Annotated in this window: 22 protein-coding genes; all 22 read left to right on the forward strand. The window is 37.0% G+C overall.

Annotated elements, in window-relative coordinates; translation table 11 throughout:
- Positions 1 to 62 precede the first annotated feature (62 nt).
- The 22 genes from asnB to obgE all read left to right on the forward strand — a co-directional run bounded on the left by asnB (position 63) and on the right by obgE (position 21,073).
- Positions 63 to 1,676 (forward strand): asparagine synthase (glutamine-hydrolyzing), encoded by a 1,614-nt coding sequence (gene asnB / locus MWH30_RS11005; protein WP_248664136.1) that lies wholly within the window; start codon positions 63 to 65, stop codon positions 1,674 to 1,676.
- Between the two features lie 148 nt (positions 1,677 to 1,824).
- On the forward strand, positions 1,825 to 3,168 hold the full coding sequence (glnA, locus tag MWH30_RS11010) for a type I glutamate--ammonia ligase (protein ID WP_248664137.1): 1,344 nt from the start codon (positions 1,825 to 1,827) through the stop codon (positions 3,166 to 3,168).
- 358 nt (positions 3,169 to 3,526) lie between these two features.
- Positions 3,527 to 4,015 carry a molybdopterin-guanine dinucleotide biosynthesis protein B gene (mobB, locus tag MWH30_RS11015; RefSeq protein WP_248664138.1) on the forward strand — a complete coding sequence of 163 codons (489 nt, stop codon included), beginning with the start codon at positions 3,527 to 3,529 and terminating at the stop codon, positions 4,013 to 4,015.
- Between the two features lie 72 nt (positions 4,016 to 4,087).
- Positions 4,088 to 4,618, forward strand: coding sequence for a Gx transporter family protein (locus MWH30_RS11020; protein ID WP_248664139.1), 531 nt, complete (start codon positions 4,088 to 4,090; stop codon positions 4,616 to 4,618).
- A 44-nt stretch (positions 4,619 to 4,662) separates the two neighbouring features.
- Positions 4,663 to 5,241, forward strand: coding sequence for a Maf family protein (locus MWH30_RS11025; RefSeq protein WP_248664140.1), 579 nt, complete (start codon positions 4,663 to 4,665; stop codon positions 5,239 to 5,241).
- A gap of 18 nt (positions 5,242 to 5,259) precedes the next feature.
- Complete coding sequence (radC, locus tag MWH30_RS11030) at positions 5,260 to 5,955, forward strand: RadC family protein (protein WP_248664141.1); 696 nt, start codon at positions 5,260 to 5,262, stop codon at positions 5,953 to 5,955.
- A 25-nt stretch (positions 5,956 to 5,980) separates the two neighbouring features.
- Positions 5,981 to 7,024, forward strand: a complete 1,044-nt coding sequence (locus MWH30_RS11035) for a rod shape-determining protein (RefSeq protein WP_282706306.1) — start codon at positions 5,981 to 5,983, stop codon at positions 7,022 to 7,024.
- Positions 7,025 to 7,055: 31 nt separating this feature from the next.
- Positions 7,056 to 7,886 carry a rod shape-determining protein MreC gene (mreC, locus tag MWH30_RS11040; RefSeq protein ID WP_248664142.1) on the forward strand — a complete coding sequence of 277 codons (831 nt, stop codon included), beginning with the start codon at positions 7,056 to 7,058 and terminating at the stop codon, positions 7,884 to 7,886.
- Positions 7,887 to 7,902: 16 nt separating this feature from the next.
- Positions 7,903 to 8,391 carry a rod shape-determining protein MreD gene (mreD, locus tag MWH30_RS11045; protein WP_248664143.1) on the forward strand — a complete coding sequence of 163 codons (489 nt, stop codon included), beginning with the start codon at positions 7,903 to 7,905 and terminating at the stop codon, positions 8,389 to 8,391.
- Positions 8,392 to 8,415: 24 nt separating this feature from the next.
- Complete coding sequence (gene mrdA / locus MWH30_RS11050; RefSeq protein ID WP_248664144.1) at positions 8,416 to 10,353, forward strand: penicillin-binding protein 2; 1,938 nt, start codon at positions 8,416 to 8,418, stop codon at positions 10,351 to 10,353.
- Between the two features lie 79 nt (positions 10,354 to 10,432).
- Positions 10,433 to 11,065, forward strand: coding sequence for a septum site-determining protein MinC (gene minC / locus MWH30_RS11055; RefSeq protein WP_248664145.1), 633 nt, complete (start codon positions 10,433 to 10,435; stop codon positions 11,063 to 11,065).
- Between the two features lie 23 nt (positions 11,066 to 11,088).
- Positions 11,089 to 11,883 (forward strand): septum site-determining protein MinD, encoded by a 795-nt coding sequence (minD, locus tag MWH30_RS11060; protein ID WP_248664146.1) that lies wholly within the window; start codon positions 11,089 to 11,091, stop codon positions 11,881 to 11,883.
- 19 nt (positions 11,884 to 11,902) lie between these two features.
- The gene (minE, locus tag MWH30_RS11065; protein ID WP_248664147.1) at positions 11,903 to 12,190 is read left to right on the forward strand and encodes a cell division topological specificity factor MinE; all 288 of its coding nucleotides are present in this window, start codon (positions 11,903 to 11,905) and stop codon (positions 12,188 to 12,190) included.
- Positions 12,191 to 12,260: 70 nt separating this feature from the next.
- Positions 12,261 to 13,388, forward strand: a complete 1,128-nt coding sequence (gene rodA / locus MWH30_RS11070; RefSeq protein ID WP_248664148.1) for a rod shape-determining protein RodA — start codon at positions 12,261 to 12,263, stop codon at positions 13,386 to 13,388.
- 63 nt (positions 13,389 to 13,451) lie between these two features.
- Positions 13,452 to 14,321: a M50 family metallopeptidase gene (locus tag MWH30_RS11075; RefSeq protein WP_248664149.1), complete on the forward strand. Its 870-nt coding sequence runs from the start codon at positions 13,452 to 13,454 to the stop codon at positions 14,319 to 14,321.
- A gap of 17 nt (positions 14,322 to 14,338) precedes the next feature.
- Complete coding sequence (locus MWH30_RS11080; protein WP_248664150.1) at positions 14,339 to 16,183, forward strand: TIGR03960 family B12-binding radical SAM protein; 1,845 nt, start codon at positions 14,339 to 14,341, stop codon at positions 16,181 to 16,183.
- On the forward strand, positions 16,173 to 16,886 hold the full coding sequence (locus MWH30_RS11085) for a TIGR03936 family radical SAM-associated protein (RefSeq protein ID WP_248664151.1): 714 nt from the start codon (positions 16,173 to 16,175) through the stop codon (positions 16,884 to 16,886). Before MWH30_RS11080 ends, MWH30_RS11085 begins: the two co-directional genes overlap by 11 nt.
- 33 nt (positions 16,887 to 16,919) lie before the next feature.
- Positions 16,920 to 18,608, forward strand: a complete 1,689-nt coding sequence (locus MWH30_RS11090; RefSeq protein WP_248664152.1) for an Rne/Rng family ribonuclease — start codon at positions 16,920 to 16,922, stop codon at positions 18,606 to 18,608.
- A 138-nt stretch (positions 18,609 to 18,746) separates the two neighbouring features.
- Positions 18,747 to 19,058: a 50S ribosomal protein L21 gene (rplU, locus tag MWH30_RS11095; protein ID WP_248664153.1), complete on the forward strand. Its 312-nt coding sequence runs from the start codon at positions 18,747 to 18,749 to the stop codon at positions 19,056 to 19,058.
- The gene (locus MWH30_RS11100; protein ID WP_248664154.1) at positions 19,058 to 19,399 is read left to right on the forward strand and encodes a ribosomal-processing cysteine protease Prp; all 342 of its coding nucleotides are present in this window, start codon (positions 19,058 to 19,060) and stop codon (positions 19,397 to 19,399) included. Before rplU ends, MWH30_RS11100 begins: the two co-directional genes overlap by 1 nt.
- Positions 19,392 to 19,694 (forward strand): 50S ribosomal protein L27, encoded by a 303-nt coding sequence (gene rpmA / locus MWH30_RS11105; RefSeq protein WP_248664155.1) that lies wholly within the window; start codon positions 19,392 to 19,394, stop codon positions 19,692 to 19,694. The genes MWH30_RS11100 and rpmA overlap by 8 nt, the downstream gene beginning before the upstream one ends.
- Positions 19,695 to 19,777: 83 nt before the next feature.
- The gene (gene obgE / locus MWH30_RS11110; RefSeq protein WP_248664156.1) at positions 19,778 to 21,073 is read left to right on the forward strand and encodes a GTPase ObgE; all 1,296 of its coding nucleotides are present in this window, start codon (positions 19,778 to 19,780) and stop codon (positions 21,071 to 21,073) included.
- Positions 21,074 to 21,167: the final 94 nt, after the last annotated feature.

Here is a 21,167-nt window from a genome sequence, read left to right on the forward strand (position 1 = left end):
TTATCAAAGGAGATAGCTTATGCCTACCTTTATTTTAACCGATGGATAATATTAACAAATGATTGCATAGAAAGAGTAATACTGTTGAATTAAGAAGAGAATTAAAAAGCTTAGGTCATAGCTTTCGCAGTCATTCCGATACGGAGGTATTACTGGTTTCTTATTTGGAATGGGGCAAGGAGTGTGTTAAGTACTTAAACGGGATCTTTGCTTTTGCTATTTGGAACCAAGCTAAGGAAGAACTTTATTTAGCTCGGGATCGGTTGGGGGTTAAACCTTTGTTTTATACTCAGAGGGGAGATGGTCTGCTATTTGCTTCGGAGTTAAAGTCACTACTACTTCATCCAGAGGTGGAGCCTAAAATAGACAGAGAAGGTTTAGCTGAGGTATTGGTAATGGGCCCGGCTAGAACACCTGGTCATGGTGTTTTTAAAGGAGTTAAGGAATTAAAACCTGGTCATTATTTGCTTTATAATAAAGAGGGAGTTGAAAAAGAGCAGTATTGGCAGTTGGAGAGTAAGCCCCATCCCCATAATATAGAAGAGACTATAGCTAGAGTTAGAGAGTTATTTGTAGATACTGTAGAGCGTCAGCTTATTTCAGATGTACCTATCTGTACTCTGTTATCCGGGGGTTTGGATTCTAGTGCTATCACTGCGGTAGCTAGTGCTGCTTTACAGGAAGCCGGCTATGGACAGTTACATAGTTATTCGGTGGACTATGTAGGCAATGAAGAGTATTTTGAGGCTAATGAGTTTCAACCAGAAGCAGATACTCGCTTTATAGAGCTTGTGGCTGCTTATGCTGATACGGTTCATCATTATATTACTTTGGATAATTCAGACTTAGTTGCTGGACTTGAAGAAGCGGTTTACGCTCGGGATTTACCCGGAATGGCCGATATAGATGTTTCTTTGTATCTTTTTTGTCAGCAGATTGAGCAGGATTTTACGGTGGCAGTTTCTGGCGAGTGTGCTGACGAGATATTCGGTGGTTATCCTTGGTATTATCGTCAGGAGGCTTTGGAGGCTGATACTTTTCCTTGGGCCTGGAGATTAAAAGAACGAATAGAATTATTAGCTCCGGCAGTGCTAGAGGAGATTAGAGCCGAAGAATATATGGCTCGCAGATATCAAGAAGCCTTAGCGGAAGTACCTACCTTGCCAGGTGAAGGAGCTAAAGAGGCGCGAATGCGGGAGATGTTCTATCTCAACCTTACTAGGTGGATGCCGACTCTTTTGGATCGCAAAGACCGGATGAGTATGGCTACTAGCTTAGAAGTGAGAGTTCCTTTCTGTGATCATCGTTTAGTAGAGTATGCTTGGAATATTCCTTGGTCAATGAAGAACTTTCAAAATCAAAGGAAGGGAATTTTGCGAGCGGCTTTAAAAGGAATTTTGCCGGAAGAGGTGCGCTTGCGACCTAAGAATCCCTATCCCAAAACCTTTGATCCGGCTTATTATGAAGCTACTAGAGACTGGTTACTAGAGTTGCTTAATGATAATAATGCTCCTTTAAGAGATTTAATTGAAGTGGAAAAGGTATTGAAACTTATAGAGGCAGGGCAAGAGTTTGATATTCCTTGGTTTGGACAGTTAATGCGTTTACCACAGCTTTTTGCTTATTTGATACAGCTTAATATTTGGTTGGAGGAATATCAGGTGCAGACCTGTTAGGATAACACTGATATGTAAGGTTTGCAGTAATCGATTGTAAAAAACCCAAAAAAACACTTGACAAACAGGAGAAAAGGCCTTATAATTACTTTAAAGCTAACATAAACTTCACATAGAGATTGCAAAAAATATTTAAGGGGGACTTAAAATGAGTGAAATTACTAAAGAAGATGTTTTAAAGCAGGCAGAGGAAGCAGGGGTTAAGTTTGTAAGGTTGCAGTTCACAGATATTTTAGGAGTTATTAAGAATGTGGCTATTACAGTAGAGCAGTTAGAGGAAGCACTAGAGGGGAATATAATGTTTGATGGCTCTTCTATCGATGGCTTTACTAGAATTCAGGAATCGGATATGTATTTAGAGCCGGACTATGATACCTTTACTGTTTTTCCTTGGCGGCCAGCAGGGCCTAGTGATGGTGGAGCAGTAGCTAGATTGGTTTGCGATGTGTATAATACTGATGGTGAACCTTTCATAGGCGGACCGCGAAATGTGTTAAAAAAGGTATTGGAAGAGGCAGAAGAGATGGGTTATACAATGAATGTGGGCCCGGAGCCAGAGTTCTTCCTTTTCGAGAAGGATGAAGAGGGCAGACCAACGACAGTAACTCACGACCGAGGTGGTTATTTTGATTTAAGTCCAGTAGACTTAGGCTGCAATGTACGCCGAGATATAGTGCTATCTTTAGAAGAGATGGGCTTTGAAGTAGAGGCTTCTCACCACGAGGTAGCCCCAGGACAGCATGAGATTGACTTTAAGTATGCCGATGCTCTCAAGACAGCCGATAATATTGCTACCTTTAGATTTGTAACTAAGGCTATTGCTAATGAATACGGAATTCATGCTACCTTTATGCCTAAGCCGATATTTGGAGAAAATGGTTCCGGGATGCACGTTCATCAGTCTCTATATAAGGATGGAGAAAACTGCTTCTATGATCAAAGCGATGAATTAGGCTTAAGTCAAACGGCTTATTACTATATTGGGGGATTATTAAAGCACGCTAAGGCTATTGCTGCTATTACCAATCCGACAGTAAACTCCTATAAGCGTCTAGTGCCTGGCTATGAAGCACCGGTCTACTTGGCTTGGTCTAGCTGTAATCGTAGTGCTTTAGTGAGGATTCCAGCTTCTCGCGGAGCCGGAACTCGCTTAGAGCTTAGAAATCCTGATCCTTCAGCTAATCCTTACTTAGCTATAGCTGTAATGTTAAAAGCAGGCTTAGATGGGATTAAAAATGAAATTGAACCGCCGGCTGAGGTACTGGCTAATATATATGACATGACTATCGATGAAAAAGAAGAGCTAAATATCGAGGCTCTGCCAGGCAATTTAAATGAAGCAATTGATGAATTATTAGCAGATGAGGTTATCAAAGAAGCTTTAGGCGATCATGTCTTAACTCAGTTTGTGAAGGCTAAGCGCTCTGAGTGGAATGCTTATAAAGCTCAGGTTCATCAATGGGAGTTAGATCAATATATAGAAACTTGTTAGCTAAATTGGTTAACCACCATACATCAGCATAAATAATCAACGGGACACTTTCGATAAGAGGGTGTCCCGTTGATTATTTCAAAGAATTTTTACTTATAAATTGCTTTTTGTACTTGCATAAATAGTTTGCTGTGATATAGTTTACATTAAAGGTTAAAAATATGATTAATTAACGCTAAGCTTAGATTTAAATAGCTTAAATTATTTGAATAAAGGGTTGGACTATAGGACTTTATTAATGATATAATGATATAATGTAATTAAGTTTGTAGCAGGAATCTAAATTCTTTATCTAGAAGTGTATCAAAGGATGTTATTTGAGCTAAGTAATTATTTAAAACAGGTGGTGAAATTATAAATGGAACTTCCAGTTGTATCTATAGTTGGTAATTCTAATTCAGGTAAGACTACCTTTATTGAACAGTTGATTCCGGAACTGAAGAGTAGAGGTTATCGAATAGCTACTATTAAGCATGATGCTCATAAATTTCAAATAGATACTCCCGGTAAAGATAGCTGGAGACATCGTCAGGCAGGTGCTGAAACTGTTGTTTTATCTTCACGAAATAAACTAGCTATGATTAGAGAGCTAGAAAGAGAGGTTGACTTAGATAAGATACTTAGTAACTATATAAATTCTGAAGTTGATTTGGTAATTACTGAAGGTTATAAGACTGGCGATAAAGCTAAAATAGAAATTTTTCGTCCGGCAGAGTATGAACAGCCTTTGTTTTCGGAAACAGATGAACAGATTTTGACTATTGTTCGGAACGAAGAAGAGTTTTCAGCTCAGCAGCTGGATGAGGTGGCTGATTTAATTGAAGAACAGATAATTGGACTTGGATAAGATTTAGTACTGATAGGGATAAATTCAATATTATTTAAATTATTTTGACATAATAAAAAGGGATGGTTAAAAATGCTTAAATATAAAAAATTACTTTATATATCTCTGTTAGTAGCTATGGCTATAGTAATGCATATAGTTGAGTCTATGCTACCGACTTCAGTAATTATTCCCGGAGCTAAGTTAGGATTAGCAAACTTAATAATTTTATTAACTTTGGTGTTATTGGGATATAAAGCTGGTTTTTATGTATTAATTTTAAGGATTTTTATTTCTTCCTTATTAATAGGTACTTTTTTGACTCCAGGTTTTTATTTGAGTTTATCTGGAGGTATACTGAGTTATTGCTTGATGGTTTTAGCTCATAAGTATTTAGGTGCTAAGTTTAGTTTGATTGGTATTAGTTTAATTGGAGCGGTTTCACATAATATAGGTCAGTTAGCAATGGCTTTTATTTTGATAAATAACTGGTCAATTTTTTATTATTTACCCTATTTACTTCTTTTTGCTTTACCTACAGGTTTTTTTATCGGCTTAACTGTGATATACTTAGCAAAACATTTGCAGCTAAATTTTGAATTTGAACAGGAATTTCAAGTTTGATAACGAATTGACTATACTAGTATGATATATTTGGAGGAGTTATGATGGAACGAATAGTGTTGGCTTCGGCTTCACCGCGGCGCAGAGATCTATTAAAGCAAATTGGGGTGGAGTTTACTGTAGTTCCTAGTGGAATAGATGAAAGTCAGGTTGAAGGTAGTGATTATCTAGATTTGGTACAGCGTTTAGCCCAGGTTAAGGCTACTCAGGTAGCTCAAACTATGGATAGTGCTTTAATTATTGCTGCTGATACTATTGTAGTTTATAATAAAGAAGAGGTTTTAGGTAAACCTAATTCAAAAAGAGAAGCCGAGAAGATGTTAAAAAAACTAAGTGGGACAGAGCATCAAGTAATTACAGGAATAGCAATTAAAGATCTTAACAAGTCAATTGAAATAGTAGATTATGAAATAACTGATGTATTAATGAGAGAGCTTACTCAACAAGAGATTACAGATTATGTAGCCACAGGAGAACCAATGGATAAAGCAGGAGCTTATGCTATTCAAGGCAGAGGAGCTATTTTAATCAATAGTATTAGAGGTCTTTTTTCAAATGTAGTAGGACTACCTTTGACTAAAGTAGTTACTCACTGTAAAAAGCTAGGCTATAAGTTAGCTTAAAAAAGGTTGGTGAAAACTGTGGTTGAATATAATTTAACTATTAAAGACTTACCTAAAGAAGAAAGACCGCGAGAAAAATTAGTTAAGTTCGGAGCTAAAGCTATGTCTACTGCCGAACTTTTAGCTTTAATAATTAGGACTGGCAATCAAGATGATACTGCTATAGAGTTAGCTAATAAGCTGTTAATTCATGCTGGGGGGCTTAAGTTTATTAAAGAGGCCAGCCTAGAGGAGTTGCAGGAAGTGAAGGGGATTGGGATAGCTAAAGCAGCCCAGGTTAGCGCTACTATTGAGTTAGGCCAAAGGGTCTGGATGGCTAGTTGTGAACAGGATAGTACTGTAATTAGGTCGGCCCAAGATGTAAGTAACCTGTTATTAGCTAAACTGTCTTTTTTACAAAAAGAAAACTTTGTGATTATTTTATTGGATACTAAAAATCAATTAATATCTATAGAAGAAATTTCTATAGGTAGCTTAAATAACTCTATTGTTCATCCTAGAGAAGTTTTCAAACCTGCTATTAAGCGCAGTAGTGCAGCTATAATTTTAGCTCATAACCATCCTAGTGGTAATCCTGAACCTAGCACTGAGGATATTAAAGTAACTCAGCGTTTACAGAAAGCAGGTGAACTAATAGGGATTGAGGTTTTAGATCACCTAATAATCGGTGAACAAAATTATATCAGCTTAAGAGAACAAGGATATTTAGAATAAATCGAGAGGAAGGGAGAAAATTAAAATGGTAATGGATTTTTTTACTGCACCATTCTCACGAGATATGGGAATTGATTTAGGAACTGCTAATACTTTAGTTTATGTTAGAGGAAAAGGAGTTATAATTACAGAACCTTCAGTGGTAGCTATTCGCAAGGATACTCAGGAGGTTTTAAGAGTTGGTAAGGAAGCTAAGGATATGATTGGTAGAACTCCAGGTAATATTATAGCTATTCGACCGATGAAAGATGGAGTAATAGCTAACTTTGAAATTACTGAAAAAATGTTAAGGCATTTTATTACTAAAGCCCATAAAAGAAAGCGTTTAGTAAGGCCCAGAATTATTGTTTGTGTTCCTTCCGGAGTAACTGAAGTAGAAAAGAGAGCGGTAATCGATGCTGCCTTGCATGCTGGAGCTAGAGAAGCCTATTTGATTGAAGAGCCTATGGCAGCGGCTATTGGAGCTGAACTTCCAGTTCACGAAGCTACTGGAAATATGGTAGTGGATATCGGTGGTGGAACTACTGAAGTGGCTGTTATTTCCTTAGGGGGAATAGTTACTAAACAGTCTATTCGAGTTGGTGGTGATGAAATGGACTCTAGCATTGTGCAATATATTAAGGATAACTATAATCTGATGGTAGGTGAAAGGACGGCAGAGTCTGTTAAAATGGAGATTGGCTCAGCTTATATTACCGAGCCAGAGTCTGAATCGGTTGAAATTAGAGGTCGAGACTTAGTTAATGGGCTGCCGAAGACTATTAAAATTACTAGTGAAGAGGTACAAGAAGCCTTAAAAGAGCCTGTTAATGATATAGTTAAAGCTGTTAAAGATACCTTAGAGAGTACTCCTCCTGAATTATCAGCTGATATTATGGATCGTGGAATTGTTATGGCTGGAGGTGGCTCTTTATTAACCGGCTTAGATCAACTATTGTGTGATAATACAGGAATGCCGGTTTATTTAGCTGAAGATCCTTTAAACTGTGTTGTGCAGGGGACTGGTAAGGTCTTGGATGAGCTAAATGATTTACGTGATGTATTGATTACTCCCAAGCGTTTATCTTAAATGTGTAGTAATATAAAAGCGGGTGGTATTATTGGGTAGCTTTTTTGAACAACATAGACGATTTATTTTGGTTTTGGTACTGCTGATACTTTTTTTGAGTTTGATTAATTTAGTCGAGATTATTATTCCGGCGGGAATATTAGGAGAAGGTTTAGTAGCTGACTTATTGTCGCCTTTGCTAAGAGGAGTCAGTTCTATTAGATCTTCATTTACTGGAGCTGCTAGCGTGGTGTTTAATTATAAAGAGACTAGAGAAGAGAATATTAACTTAATTCGCGAAAATAAAAAGTTAAAATGGCAGTTACAAGAATTAGCGGAACTTAGTAAGGAAAATCAACGCTTGCGAGAGTTACTTAATTTTGAACAAAGAGACTCATTTCAATTCTTAGGTGCTAAAGTAATAGGGCGTAGTGCGTCTAATTGGTCAGAAGTGGTTACTATAAATCGAGGTAGTCGTTCGGGCCTAGAACCTAAGATGTTAGTAGTTACTTATAATGGACATTTAATTGGCAAGGTAGAAAAGGTTAGTGCTTACAGTGCTCAAGTTTTATTAATTACTGATTATAGTTTTACTATTGGTGGCTTAGTATCTAGAGAGGAGTCTCGCGAAATAGGTATTGTCCAAGGAACTGCAGATAATAAGGAACTACTGAGGATGGACAAGTTGCCTTGGGATGCTGATATTATTGATGGGGATGAGATTATAACCTCCGGTTTATCGGCTGATTATCCTAAAGGGATTTCCATTGGAGAGGTGCAGGAAGTGGAAGCTGAAGACCATGGTTTAAGCCGTTCGGCTGTTTTAAAGCCTTTGGTTGACCTCCGTACTTTTGAAGAGGTTTTAGTAATTACTGATTTTTAGCTTAGGAGGTTGGTGAATGAGGGACCTGATCTATATTTTAATGGTTATAATAGCTTTAATATTACAGGTTGCCTATTTTTCCTTTTATCCTTTAGGGGGAGTAATTCCAGATTTATTATTGATTATAGTAGTTATATTGGCTTTATTTAATGGATTTCGTCACGGGGCTTATCTAGGATTTTTAGCTGGTTTATTGCAGGATCTATTTTCAGGTGGTTTGTTTGGAGTTAATATAGTCAGCAAGTTGCTTTTAGGTTATACTTTCGGCTTTTTAAAGCAAAAAATATACTATCGAAATTTTGCTATTCCAGTAGCACTGGTGATATTAGCTACAGTTATTGATCAGTTAATATTTGTTATTTTAAATAATAAGTTAGCTTTTAATTTAGCTGTATGGCTTCGTTTGCGCGAGTTATTGATTCCTTTATTGATCTATAATGCCCTTTTATCTATATTGATTTATCCAGTTATTTATTATTTGCAACGGAAGTATCTACAGAATTAACTTCTGGGTCGGGAGGAAGTTAAAGTGACTATAGAAGATTACTCAGCTCAAAGGCTAAAACATTTTGGAATTATAATTTTGATTTTATTTATTATTTTATTTGCTCGTCTTTTCTACTTGCAGATTATTTTAGAGGATGAGTATCAACAGCTGGCCCAGGGTAATAGAATAGCTGTCCGTAATATTGGAGCTCCTCGGGGGAAAATTATGGCTAATCAAGAAGAAATTCTAGTTTCTAATAAATTAGCTTATACAGTTTCAGTATTACCTGATATAAATCCTCAAAAATTAGAAATAGTTTTAACAGAGCTGAGTCAAATCTTAGATCTTCCTTTGGAGAGTTTAGTTAATAAGGTTGAAGACAGAAGTAATAATCGACCTGTAATTTTAAAAAGAGATATTTCGCAAAGTGAGTTAGTAATGATTGAAGAAAGGAAGAATGAACTACCAGGAGTAATTATTGATCAAACACCAGTGCGTGATTATGTTTATGCTGATTTTGCTAGCCATATGTTGGGCTATTTAACAGAAATTTCGCCTTCTCAACTAGAACAAGTTAGTCATTTAGGATATAGAGCTGGTGATATAGTAGGGAGTTCTGGTTTAGAGAGGTTATATGAAACTCAATTACGAGGAGAAGATGGAAGAAAGCAGGTAGAAATTAATAGCTCTGGTCAGGAAATAAGAACTTTAGGGATCCAACAACCAGTTGCTGGCAATAATTTAATCTTAAATATAGATTTCGAATTGCAAAAGTCTGTAGAAAAGTATCTTAGTAATGAGTTAGAAAGATTAACTCAGCTTGCTGAAGAAGATGATGATATTAAACAGGCCCCAACTGGGGGAGCAGTAGTGGCTTTAGACCCTAATACGGGTGGAGTTTTAGCCTTAGCTAGTGCTCCAAGTTACGATTTATCACTTTTTTCTGGTGGGATTTCCAGGGAAAACTGGCAATCTTTAAACAATGATCCTTTACAACCGTTGCTTAATCGAGCTATTAGTACTGCTCCACCTCCAGGATCTATTTTCAAGTTAGTTACAGGAACTGCTGCTGTAGAGCAGTTAGGAATTAATGCAGAGACTGAATATTATGATCCAGGCTATTATGAGGTAGGAGGAATTAAATTTAGAAACTGGTTACGGGATGGTCATGGCGATCTTAATTTTGCTGAGGCTATTGCTCATTCTAATAATACAGTATTTTATAAGCTAGGACATCAATTATATGATTTAGACCGAGTAATTTTACAGGATTATGCTAGAAAGTATGGTTTGGGAGAAAAAACAGGTATTGATCTTCCTAATGAGACTGCTGGCTTAGTGCCGGATCCTGATTGGCGGGCCAGGACTTTTGAGACTAGAATGGATCAAATTTGGTTTCCAGGCTATACTATCAACCTTTCAATTGGACAAGGAAATTTAAAAACAACTCCTATTCAGCAAGCGAACTTAGTAGCAGCTATTGCTAATGGGGGAACTCTCTATTCTCCTCAGTTAGTGGATCAGATAGTTGATGCTGAAGGTAAGGTAGTTAAGGATTTTGAAGCTGAGACTCTTAATCAATTCTCGGTAGATAAGGAAGTATTTGAAATTTTACAAAAAGGAATGCTAGATGTTACTACTTACGGTACTGCTGGAAATGCTTTTAGGGATATCGAGTTTGAAGTTGCTGGTAAGACTGGAACTGCTCAAACTGGTGGCCAAAGAAGTAATCATGCTTGGTTTGCTGGCTATGCTCCAGCAAATAATCCTGAAATAGCCATTGTTGTCTTTTTAGAGCACGGAAGTTCCAGTGCTAATACTTTACCTTTAACTAGATTAATTTTGGAGGACTATTTAGGGTCTGAGTTAGGAGAAGAAAAAATGGATGAAATAATTGAGGAGATAGAAGATGATATAGGTGATGAATTAGAGCAGGAAGATATCTTTCTAGAAGAGGATCAAATTAGAGAAGAGCTTTGATAGAAAGAGGTTAATTTAAAGTAATTATTAAATTAGTTGAGTAGATTTAGTTTAGATTTGCCCCAGGAGGAAGGTAAGTATGCAGGAGGATTATATTTTATTTAAATGGGAGCAAGGACATTTAGTTATTGTTTTAGCTGAAAATTTGGATTTTAAAGAAATACTTACTAGATTAAAAGCTAAAACTAGAGAATGTAAAAATTTTTTTGTAAGTTCTAAAATTAAAATTAATGTAGGAAGAAGAGAATTAACTAATAAAAATAAAGAACAGTTAATTGATATTTTTTCAGCTTTGCCTGGTTTGTCTGTAATAGAAATTATTAACGAGAACATCAATCAAGAAGTTAATCAGGAAGTAAAAAAGTTTTCCGATTCCTCTGAACTTTCAACTCTTTTATTGAATAGAACTCTTCGTTCAGGACAGTCGATAGAGTATGGAGGAAATGTAGTTATTAGAGGTGATGTTAATCCGGGAGCTGAAGTTAAGGCTAAGGGAGATATTTTAGTAATGGGGGCTTTTAGGGGGATAGCTCATGCTGGAGCTACTGGCAGTGAAGAGGCTATTATTGCTGCTTGGAGGTTAAAACCTACTCAACTGAGGATTGGCAATAAAATAGGTAGGGCCCCAGATGAAGATGATCACTTAGTAGAGCCTAGTAAGCCAGAAATTGCTTTAGTTAAGAATGGAGCTATCTTAATAAAAGACTTATAAAATTAATTTGAGGGGGTTTTTTTATGGATGGAAAAGCAATAGTTATTACTTCAGGTAAGGGTGGTGTTGGCAAAACTACTAGCACAGCTAATATAGGAACTGGATTAGCTCAGCTAGGTAAAGAAGTAGTTTTAATAGATGCTGATATAGGTTTGAGAAATTTAGATGTAGTTATGGGTTTGGAAAATAGAATTGTTTATGATATTGTTGATGTAGTAGAGGAGAACTGTAGGCTAGAACAGGCTTTGATTAAAGATAAAAGATATAGTAGCTTATCTTTATTGCCAGCAGCTCAAACTAGAGATAAGACAGCAGTTAGTAAGGAGCAAATGGTTGAAGTCTGCAAAAGATTAAAGGCTGAAGCTGATTATGTACTTATTGACTGTCCAGCAGGAATTGAACAGGGTTTTCAAAATGCTATTGCTGGTGCTGATGAAGCAATAATTATTACTACTCCGGAAGTAGCTGCTATTAGAGATGCGGACCGAGTAATTGGTATGTTACAGGCTGAAGGTCTTGGGGAGCCTGAAGTAATAATTAATAGAATCCGAATGGATATGGTTAATAAAGGAGATATGATGGATATTGAGGATATGATTGAAATTTTAGCTATTAAGCTTTTAGGAGTAGTACCCGATGACCAGGAAATTGTAATTTCCACTAATAAAGGGGAACCGATTATTTTAGATGATAGTAACTCTCAATCTGCTCAGGCTTTTAAAAATATTGTACATAGATTAGAAGGGGAAAAAATTCCTTTGATGTCTTTAGAAGAAGGTTTTATGGAAAAGTTTAAGCGAATTCTTGGTTTGGGATAATAAAAAGGGGGAATAGCTAGTGTTGGATAAGCTAAGGAAGATGTTTGATGATGAGGTGGATAGTAAGGATTTAGCTAAAGAAAGGCTAAAGCTGGTTTTAATCCATGATAAGATCAATATTTCTCCTGAATTATTAGAAGAGATGAAAGAAGAATTGTTGGAAGTGGTTTCTAAATATATTGAAGTTGAAGCTAATAGATTAAGTATAGATTTAAATCAAGATGATCAATCAATTGCTTTAGTAGCTAATATTCCGGTTAAGGAGTTAAGAAGGAGAAGCCTAGAAGATGTTTCGGAATCAGACTAGTTTTCTAGTCTGTTTTTTGCTTACTGATAGCTAGAAAACTGTTGATTAATCAATAAAGGGGAGAGTGGCTATGAGATCTAGAAGTTTGATTAGGGAATTGGACTATTCAATACCGATTATTACGCTTGCTTTAGTTATTATTGGTTTATTGATGGTTGCTAGTGCTACTCAAACCAATGGCTTTACTAATAATCCTTTTGTGATTAGACAGTTAATAGCTTTGATCTTAGGGGTTATTTTTTTGATTTTAAGTTTGGGTTTTGATTATAGAGTTTTAAAGGAGTATTCAGAAGTAATCTATTTATTGAATATTATCCTTTTAGTTGTAGTTATTATATTTGGAATAGAGTTTTCAGGTACTAGGCGTTGGGTTAGATTAGGCCCTATTAATTTACAGCCAGCAGAACTGGTTAAGCTAGGCTTAATTATCTGTTTAGCAGACTTTTTTGCTAAACATAAAAAAGAGTTAGTTAAAATAAAGCAGTGTTTCATTTCTTGTTTATATATTATGCCGATTTTAATTCTGGGTTTAGCTCAAAATGATTTAGGTACTAACTTAGTTTTTATCTTTATTTTTGCAGGAATGTTTTATGCAGCTGGGGCTAACTTGAAATATTATTTTACAGTAGTAATTACGGCGGTATTAGGAATAGGAGGCATGTTATTTGCACACTTCCAACTTGGAATGTCTATTCCCTTAAAGGAATATCAGTTAATGAGATTAATAGTTTTTTGGGATCCTACTATAGATCCTTTAGGTTATGGTTATAATATAATACAGTCTAAGATAGCAGTGGGTTCCGGAGGATTATTAGGCAAAGGTCTATTTCAGGGGACACAGACTAATTTAGGTTTTTTACCGGAAAAGCATACAGACTTTATTTTTTCGGTTTTAGGAGAAGAATTAGGCTTTCTAGGAGCTGTAGTAGTATTGGTCCTCTTTTTTCTACTTTTATGGAGAATATTTAAGGTAGCTTTGGAAGCAGAGGACGATTTTGGACAGCTATTGACTATAGGAATTTTGGTTATGCTGTTATTTCATGTATTTGAGAATGTAGGGATGGCCATTGGGATTATGCCGATTACAGGTATTCCTCTTCCATTTATCAGTTACGGTGGAAGCTCTTTGTTAACTAATATTTTAGCAATAGGCTTAGTGGTTAATGTTAATGTAAGAAGAAAAAAATTGAAATTCTAAAAAGCATATTAGTTCTTCTATCTTAATATACCTAGTAGTAGCAGGGTATAGGGTGGAGTTAGTATGTATATAATTCGTTTATGGGGAATTAAAATAAAGTTGAATTTATTATTTTTGGTAGTGATGGCTATATTTGGTTATATGAGACTTCTAGATAGAGCTTTGGTTACTTTTGGAGCCGTTTTTTTACATGAATTAGCACACGTAATGGTGGCTAAAAATAATCAAATAGATATAGAAGAGGTGGAACTGTTACCCTTTGGAGGTGTAGCTAAATACAATGATTTGTTGGAGTTAGCTCCTGAGATTGAAATTAAGACTGCCTTAGCCGGGCCCTTCTGTAATCTATTTTTAGCTACAGTAATGGTTATCTGTTTAAGACATGGTCTAGTTTCAGTTAATTGGGGGCTTTTTTTTATTAAGACAAACCTAGCTATTGCTTTTTTTAATTTAATTCCTGCTCTACCTTTAGATGGAGGTAGAGTATTGAGAGCTATTAAGGTTAGGGAGTTGGGTTTTCGGGAAGCAACAAGCTTAGCTATCAAGATTAGTAAATATCTTTCTATAGCTATCGCTGGGGCAGCTCTAATAGGAATTTATTTAGGTTTTTTTAACATTTTATTGTTAATTATTGCCTTTTTTATTTATTTTGCTGCTACTAAAGAGAATAGACAGAGTATTTATGTATTGATGAGATATTTAGCTAAAAAAAAGAGTAAGTTAAAGGAAGAAAAGGTTTTAAAGAATCAAGAGTATGTAGTGATGGAGACGGCTTCTATTAAAAATATTATAGATAAGTTTACTCCTAAAACCTTTCATACTATAATTGTAGTAGATACTGATTTAAATGTAAGAGGTACTTTGACTGAAGAAGAGATAATTAGAGGGATGTTGGACTTAGGATTAAATACAGAGGTTAAAGAGTTGCTTTAATAATTGGAGGTAAGAAGATGAAGCGTCAAGAGATAATAAAGACTTTAGAGGAAATACTACCCGAAGTAAGTAAACCAACTAGGTATTTAGGTAATGAGCTAAATGCTGTTCATAAGGATTTTGATAAACAAAACTTAACATTTGCTTTAGCTTTTCCCGATAGATATGAAGTGGGAATGTCGCACTTGGGGATTAAGATTCTTTATCATTTGCTTAATCAGCAGGAAGGAGTAGTTGCTGAAAGAGTTTATGCTCCGTGGTTGGATTTGGAAAAGAAGATGCGAGAGTTGCAACTACCTTTGTTTAGCCTGGAAAGCAAGACGCCAGTAGCTGAATTTGATATAATCGGCTTTACTCTACAGTATGAAATGAGTTATACTAATATTATAAATATGTTGGACTTAGCAGGACTTCCTTTAGAAAGTGCTAATAGAAACAGCGATGATCCTTTGGTAATAGCCGGCGGGCCCTGTACTGTCAATCCGGAACCGATAGTGGACTTTTTTGATGTAGTAGTAATTGGTGAAGCTGAAGATTTGGCAGAGGACTTAGTAGCTGAATACTTAGCCCATCAAAAATCTGGGGGAGATAGAAAAGAACTCTTAAGGAGTTTAGCTAAGTTACCAGGAGTTTATGTGCCCAGTTTTTATGAGGCTGACTATCAAGCCGGAAGTTTTAAAGATATTAGAGCTCAAGACGATAACTGTTCTGCTAAAATAACTAAGAGAGTAGTTGAGGATTTGAATGCTGCTTATTACCCTACGCAGATGATTGTTCCTTATATGGAGATAGTTCACGATAGAATCCCTTTAGAGATAGCTAGAGGCTGTACTAGAGGCTGTAGATTTTGTCAGGCAGGAATGATCTATCGTCCAGTGCGGGAGCGAAGTCAGGCTAGATTAGAGCAGTTAGCTGAGCGATCAATTAAAGAAACCGGTTACGAAGAATTGAGCTTAGTCTCTTTAAGTAGTAGCGATTATTCGCAAATAGAACTCTTAGTTGAACAGCTAGTAAGCGATTGTGCTGACTTGAAGGTAGGTATTAGCTTGCCTTCTTTGAGGACAGATACCTTTTCTTTGAATTTAGCCGATCAGGTACAACAGGTTAGAAAGAGCAGTTTAACCTTTGCTCCGGAAGCAGGTACGCAAAGATTGAGGGATGTAATTAATAAAGGAGTTACTGAAGAGGATCTATTGACAACTGCTCAGGCTGCCTATGATAGCGGCTGGCAGCGAATTAAGTTATACTTTATGATCGGTTTACCTACTGAAACTGAAGCAGATCTAGCCGGGATGGTAGATCTGGCTAAGAAGGTGGCTGCTATAGGTAAATGGAAGGTCAAGGTTAGTACTTCTATTTTTGTACCTAAGCCCCATACTCCTTTTCAGTGGAGTAGTTTTGTTGGCCTAGCAGAGATAGAAGAAAAATTAAGCTATTTAAAGAAAAATTTGCGCGGAAAAGGCTTATCCTATGACTGGCATGAACCGGATTTGAGTCTTTTGGAAGCTGCTTTTGCTCGGGGAGATCGTCGTCTTAATCAGGTGTTGAAAAGAGCTTGGCAGCTAGGTGCTAAGTTTGATAGCTGGCTAGAGCATTTTAATTTTGATTTGTGGAAGCAGGCTTTTGAGGAGTCAGGACTGGACTTAGCAGACTATGTGTATCGTGATTTTGATTTAGAAGCGAAGCTACCTTGGGAGCATTTGGAGGTAGGGGTTAGTCGAGACTATTTATTAGCCGAATATCGACGGGCTTTAGCAGAGGAGACTACTGATGATTGTAGATTTGCAGAGTGTAATGGCTGTGGTGTTTTAACTAATATAGATATTGAGAGCTGTTTAGTAGGTGATAGTAATGAAGATTAGAGTTAAGCTAACTAAAGGGGAGCAAGTGAAGTTTATCTCTCATTTGGATTTGTTGAAAGTTTTAAGTAGAGCCGTTCGTAGAGCTGAAATTCCGATTGAGTTTTCGCAAGGCTATAATCCTCGGCCGGCTATTGCTGCGGGCCCAGCTTTGGCTGTAGGAATTACTAGTTGTAGTGAGTACTTTGATTTTGAATTGGCTACAGAGTATCCGTTAGCTGAGTTTAAGGCTGATTTAGGTGCTGAACTACCAGCAGGGATTGATTTAATAGCGGCGCAAGAGATAGAGATATCGGTGAAGTCCTTGATGGCCCAGATCAATGCTGCTCGTTATGAGTTGGATCTTCAATTGGAAATAGAGTTAAAAGCAGCAGAAGTGGAAGAAATATTAGCTGATTTTTTAGCTAATTCAGAGGTGATCATTACCAGAAAAAGAAGAAACAAGTCTGATCGTCAATTAGATTTAAGACCTTTAGTTTTTGAATTGCAGTTATTGGAGACTGCTGCTAATTCTAAACAAGTTTTGCTTGAAGCTTTGATTCAGACGGGGAGTAGTGGAAATCTGCGTCCGCAAGAGCTAGTTAGGGCCTTGCAAAAATCATATCCGATTAGCGAGGACTTTTCTTTAACAGATATTAAGCGAACAGGTCTTTATATTAAAGAAGCAGATAAATTGCTTACTCCTTTTGAGGTGATTTCTAAATAATACTGTTGGAAAGTAAGTAGGGAGCTGAGAAGTATGATTAAAGAAATTGTGGTTGATGTTGATATCCGAGAAACTCGGGTAGCTATTTTGGAGGATAAAGAGTTAGCTGAGATTTACTTTGAAAGAGATAATGAAGAGAGAATAGTGGGGAATATATATAAGGGAAGAGTGGCTGATGTATTGCCGGGAATGCAAGCCACCTTTGTGGATGTAGGTTTGGAGAAAAATGTTTTTTTACATGTTAGCGATTTACTTCCTTTAGTAGCAGATAAAAAGAAAAAAGAAGACTTGGCTATTCAGCAGATAGTACAGCCAGGTCAGCAGATTATGGTACAGATTACTAAGGGCCCGGTAGGAACTAAAGGGGCTAGAGCTACCTGCGATATAAACTTACCGGGTAGATATTTGGTGTTGATGTTAACGGTTAGTCACGTGGGAGTTTCACGGCGGATCAATGAAAATAAGGAAAGAAAGCGTTTGAAAAATATTGCTCATCAAATTAAGCCTCAGGATAAAGGAGTTATTGTACGTACCGCTGCTGCTAATAAACCTCGTTCAGAGCTAGAAAAAGATTTTGATTTTTTAATTAAATTATGGAAGAAAATTAAACATCATTATAATACTAAACAAGCACCGGCTTTAATTCATCGTGATTTGAACTTAGTTAATAAGTTAGTTAGAGATAAGTTTACTACTCAGGTTGATAGAATGCTTATTAATGAAGAAGAGGAGTATCAAAGTATTCAAGAACTGCTGGACTTTATTTCTCCGCAGCTTAAATCTAGGGTTAAGCTCTATGATAAAGAGAGACCTATTTTTAAATACTATCAGATTGAGTCGGCTATTGAAGAAATTATGCAGCGCAAGGTATGGTTAGACTGCGGGGGATATATTGTGATAGATAATACTGAAGCTTTAACCAGTATTGATATCAATACTGGTAAGTATGTAGGGAGCAAGGATCTGGCCGATACCGTTTTAAAAACTAATATAGAAGCTGCTAAAGAGATTGCTAGACAGTTAAAGCTGCGGGATATAGGCGGGATAATCATTATTGACTTTATAGATATGGATAATCGAGCTGATCAACAAGAAGTATTAGCGACTTTAGAAGAGGAATTAAAAAAGGATAAGACTAAAAGTACTATTTTAGGCTTAACACAGTTAGGCTTAGTAGAAATGACTCGTAAAAAAGAGAAAGAGGGAGTAGCTAAGTTTTTACAGAGCCCTTGCCCTTACTGTGAAGGTCATGGCCAAATCTTGTCAGCAGATACAGTAGCTTTAAAGGCGATTAGAAGTTTAAAAGAGTTATTTAAAAAGAACGATGAAGAAGCAGTCTTAATAGAGGTTAATCCCCAAGTGGCTTCTAGGTTGATCGGTTTAGGCGGCAATAATCTTAAAGAGTTAGAAGCTGAACTGCAGCGGCATATTTATGTACGCGGTTCGGAAGAGCTGCATAGAGAGGATATTGAGGTGATAGAGTTAGGAAGCAAGGAAGAGATTGCAAAGCTAGCTTTGCCCGTAAGCAAAGGAGAACAAGTGACGGTAGAGATTGAAGAAGCACATGTAACTAACAAAGAGGATGGAATTGCTCGACTGGAAGGCTTTATTATTGAGGTTATTGATGGAGGAAAGCTGATAGGAAAGACAGTTAAAGTAGAGATTGTTAAATTATATAGAACTTACGCTAAAGCTGAGATTGTAAAACGGATCTCTACTTGACATTACTTGATAAATGTGCTACAATCTTAACTTGTAAGTATTGTTTTTGTTAGTTACCAAAACCGCTCGATACGGGTTTGAAGAACCTAGTGTTCACCTAGTTATCGGCGAGTCTGAGGTAGAGGAGGTGTCATTATAATGTATGCAATTATCGAAACAGGTGGTAAGCAGTATAAAGTAGAAGAAGGACAAGTGTTAGAGGTTGAAAAGTTAGCTGTTGAAGAAGGAGAAGAGGTCTTATTTGATAGCGTAAAAGCTGTATCTGGTGAGAAAGGATTTCAGGTTGGACAGCCTACAGTTGAAGGGGCCCAAGTTAAAGCTAAAGCTATAGAACAGGGCAAAGGAGATAAGATCATCGTTTTTAAGTATAAGCCTAAAAATAACTATCGTAAGAAAACAGGCCATCGTCAGCCTTATACGAAGGTAGTTATTGAGGATATTCAGGCTTAATGGTACTAATAGATATTAAGCGTAATCAAGAAGGGCAGATAGTGGAGTTTAGGGCCCAAGGACATGCAGGCTATGCTGAAGCTGGTAACGATATAGTCTGTGCTGCTGTTTCGGCCATTATTCAAACGGCTATTTTCGGTTTAACTGATTATTTAGATTTAGCCATAGATGTAGACAGTGATGACGGATTATTAACCTGTCATTTAGGAAAATACGCTTCAAATCGAGAAGTTATTACAGTTCTAGAGACTATGATAATCGGTTTGCAAAGGACTGCTGAGTCCTACCCCGATAGTTTAGAGTTAATAGAAACCCAGAAAGGAGGAGAGAGTTATGCTTAAAAAGATGGATTTACAGTTATTTGCTACTAAAAAGGGAGTTGGAAGTACTAAGAACGGACGCGACAGTATTTCTAAACGTTTAGGAGTTAAAAGCCACGACGGACAGTATGTTTCTGCCGGTAGCATCATTGTTAGACAGCGGGGAACTAAGTTTAAGCCTGGTCTAAATGTAGGTCGCGGTAGCGATGATACTCTTTTTGCTAAGCAGGATGGTTATGTTACTTTTGAGAGAAAAGGTAGAAAGAATCGTCAAGTTAGTGTCTATAATGAAGAACAGTTGGAAATGATGGCTTAAATATTTGTTTTCTAGACTCCCAGTGATTTTTTGCTGGGAGTTTCTTGCTTAAAGTGCTAAAGTAATAAGGAAGGTGTTAGTTTATGTTCGTAGATGAAGCTAAGGTTAAGGTTAAAGGCGGTAAAGGCGGTGATGGTGTAGTCAGCTTTCGGCGTGAGAAGTTTGAACCTACTGGCGGGCCCGATGGCGGCGATGGCGGTAAGGGTGGCGATGTAATTTTGAAAGTAGATAAAGGATTAAATACATTATTGAAGTTTCGAGAACAGCAACTCTTTAAAGCCGCTGACGGTGAAAATGGTGGTAGTAAAAATCAACACGGTAAAAATGGTGATGACTTAATAATTTTTGTTCCCCCCGGGACAGTTGTTTATGATCAGCAGGACGATACTTTAATAGCTGATTTAACTGCTGAAGGCGATCAGGTAGTAATAGCCGAAGGTGGTAGAGGCGGCAAAGGAAACGCTAGATTTAAGTCTTCTACTAGACAGGCGCCTAGAATCTCTGAAAATGGAGAGCCGGGCCAGGAGAAAGAAATACGTTTGGAATTAAAACTACTAGCCGATGTAGGCTTAGTGGGCTATCCTAATGTAGGTAAGTCCACCTTGATTGCCAAGGTTTCGGCAGCTAAGCCTAAGATAGATAACTACCACTTTACTACCTTAGAGCCTAATCTGGGAGTAGTAAAGACCGGTGATTACAGCAGCTTTGTAATGGCTGATATTCCCGGTTTAATTGAAGGAGCACATTCAGGAACTGGCTTAGGTGATCAGTTTTTGCGTCATTTAGAGAGAACTAAGGTGATTGTGCATCTGCTCGATGCTTCAGGCTTAGAGGGGCGTGATCCTTTAGAGGACTTTGAGACCATTAATCAGGAGCTGGAGAAGTTCAATCCTCAGCTTTTGGAACGAGAGCAGTTGGTAGCAGCTAATAAGATGGACTTAACATCGGCGCAAGAGAATATTAGTGAGCTTAAATCACAGCTAGAGGATAGGGGATATCAAGTCCTTCCTATTTCAGCAGTAACTGGACAAGGGGTAGAAGAGTTAATTCGGGAAGTGGATAGCTTGGTTAAGGAAGCTGAGGAAGACTTTGCAGAAGTAGTAGAGGAGAGTGAAGAAGAAGTGGTAATTAAAGGACCACAGCCTGAAGATGAGGCTGAAGATTTCTATATTGAGCAGAAAGAGGGAGTTTATGAGGTTAAAGGAGATGAAATTGAACGACGAGTAGCTATGACTAACTTCGATAATCAAGATGCTCTTTATCATTTCGCTAGAGTTTTAGAAGATATGGGAGTGGAAGCTGCTTTAAAAAAGAAAGGAATCGAAGCTGGAGATACGGTTAGGGTTTATGGAATAGAGTTTGAATACTACGATGATTAAAGATAGGAGGTTGTAAAAGCTGTTAAAATACTAACAAAAACTATATAAAAGTTATAAAAACGCTTGAAGATCTATCTATATTTTGATATACTAT

The organism is Fuchsiella alkaliacetigena (assembly GCF_023227765.1).
GTDB lineage: Bacteria > Bacillota > Halanaerobiia > Halobacteroidales > Acetohalobiaceae > Fuchsiella > Fuchsiella alkaliacetigena.

Coding starts and splice junctions, on each gene's coding strand:
- obgE (WP_248664156.1), top strand. CDS start 19,778: ATGTTCGTAGATGAAGCTAAGGTTAAGGTTAAAGGCGGTAAAGGCGGT.
- glnA (WP_248664137.1), top strand. CDS start 1,825: ATGAGTGAAATTACTAAAGAAGATGTTTTAAAGCAGGCAGAGGAAGCA.
- minD (WP_248664146.1), top strand. CDS start 11,089: ATGGATGGAAAAGCAATAGTTATTACTTCAGGTAAGGGTGGTGTTGGC.
- mobB (WP_248664138.1), top strand. CDS start 3,527: ATGGAACTTCCAGTTGTATCTATAGTTGGTAATTCTAATTCAGGTAAG.
- MWH30_RS11035 (WP_282706306.1), top strand. CDS start 5,981: ATGGTAATGGATTTTTTTACTGCACCATTCTCACGAGATATGGGAATT.
- MWH30_RS11080 (WP_248664150.1), top strand. CDS start 14,339: ATGAAGCGTCAAGAGATAATAAAGACTTTAGAGGAAATACTACCCGAA.
- MWH30_RS11100 (WP_248664154.1), top strand. CDS start 19,058: ATGGTACTAATAGATATTAAGCGTAATCAAGAAGGGCAGATAGTGGAG.
- MWH30_RS11075 (WP_248664149.1), top strand. CDS start 13,452: ATGTATATAATTCGTTTATGGGGAATTAAAATAAAGTTGAATTTATTA.
- rplU (WP_248664153.1), top strand. CDS start 18,747: ATGTATGCAATTATCGAAACAGGTGGTAAGCAGTATAAAGTAGAAGAA.
- minC (WP_248664145.1), top strand. CDS start 10,433: ATGCAGGAGGATTATATTTTATTTAAATGGGAGCAAGGACATTTAGTT.
- mreD (WP_248664143.1), top strand. CDS start 7,903: ATGAGGGACCTGATCTATATTTTAATGGTTATAATAGCTTTAATATTA.
- rpmA (WP_248664155.1), top strand. CDS start 19,392: ATGCTTAAAAAGATGGATTTACAGTTATTTGCTACTAAAAAGGGAGTT.
- MWH30_RS11090 (WP_248664152.1), top strand. CDS start 16,920: ATGATTAAAGAAATTGTGGTTGATGTTGATATCCGAGAAACTCGGGTA.
- MWH30_RS11025 (WP_248664140.1), top strand. CDS start 4,663: ATGGAACGAATAGTGTTGGCTTCGGCTTCACCGCGGCGCAGAGATCTA.
- MWH30_RS11085 (WP_248664151.1), top strand. CDS start 16,173: ATGAAGATTAGAGTTAAGCTAACTAAAGGGGAGCAAGTGAAGTTTATC.
- MWH30_RS11020 (WP_248664139.1), top strand. CDS start 4,088: ATGCTTAAATATAAAAAATTACTTTATATATCTCTGTTAGTAGCTATG.
- rodA (WP_248664148.1), top strand. CDS start 12,261: ATGAGATCTAGAAGTTTGATTAGGGAATTGGACTATTCAATACCGATT.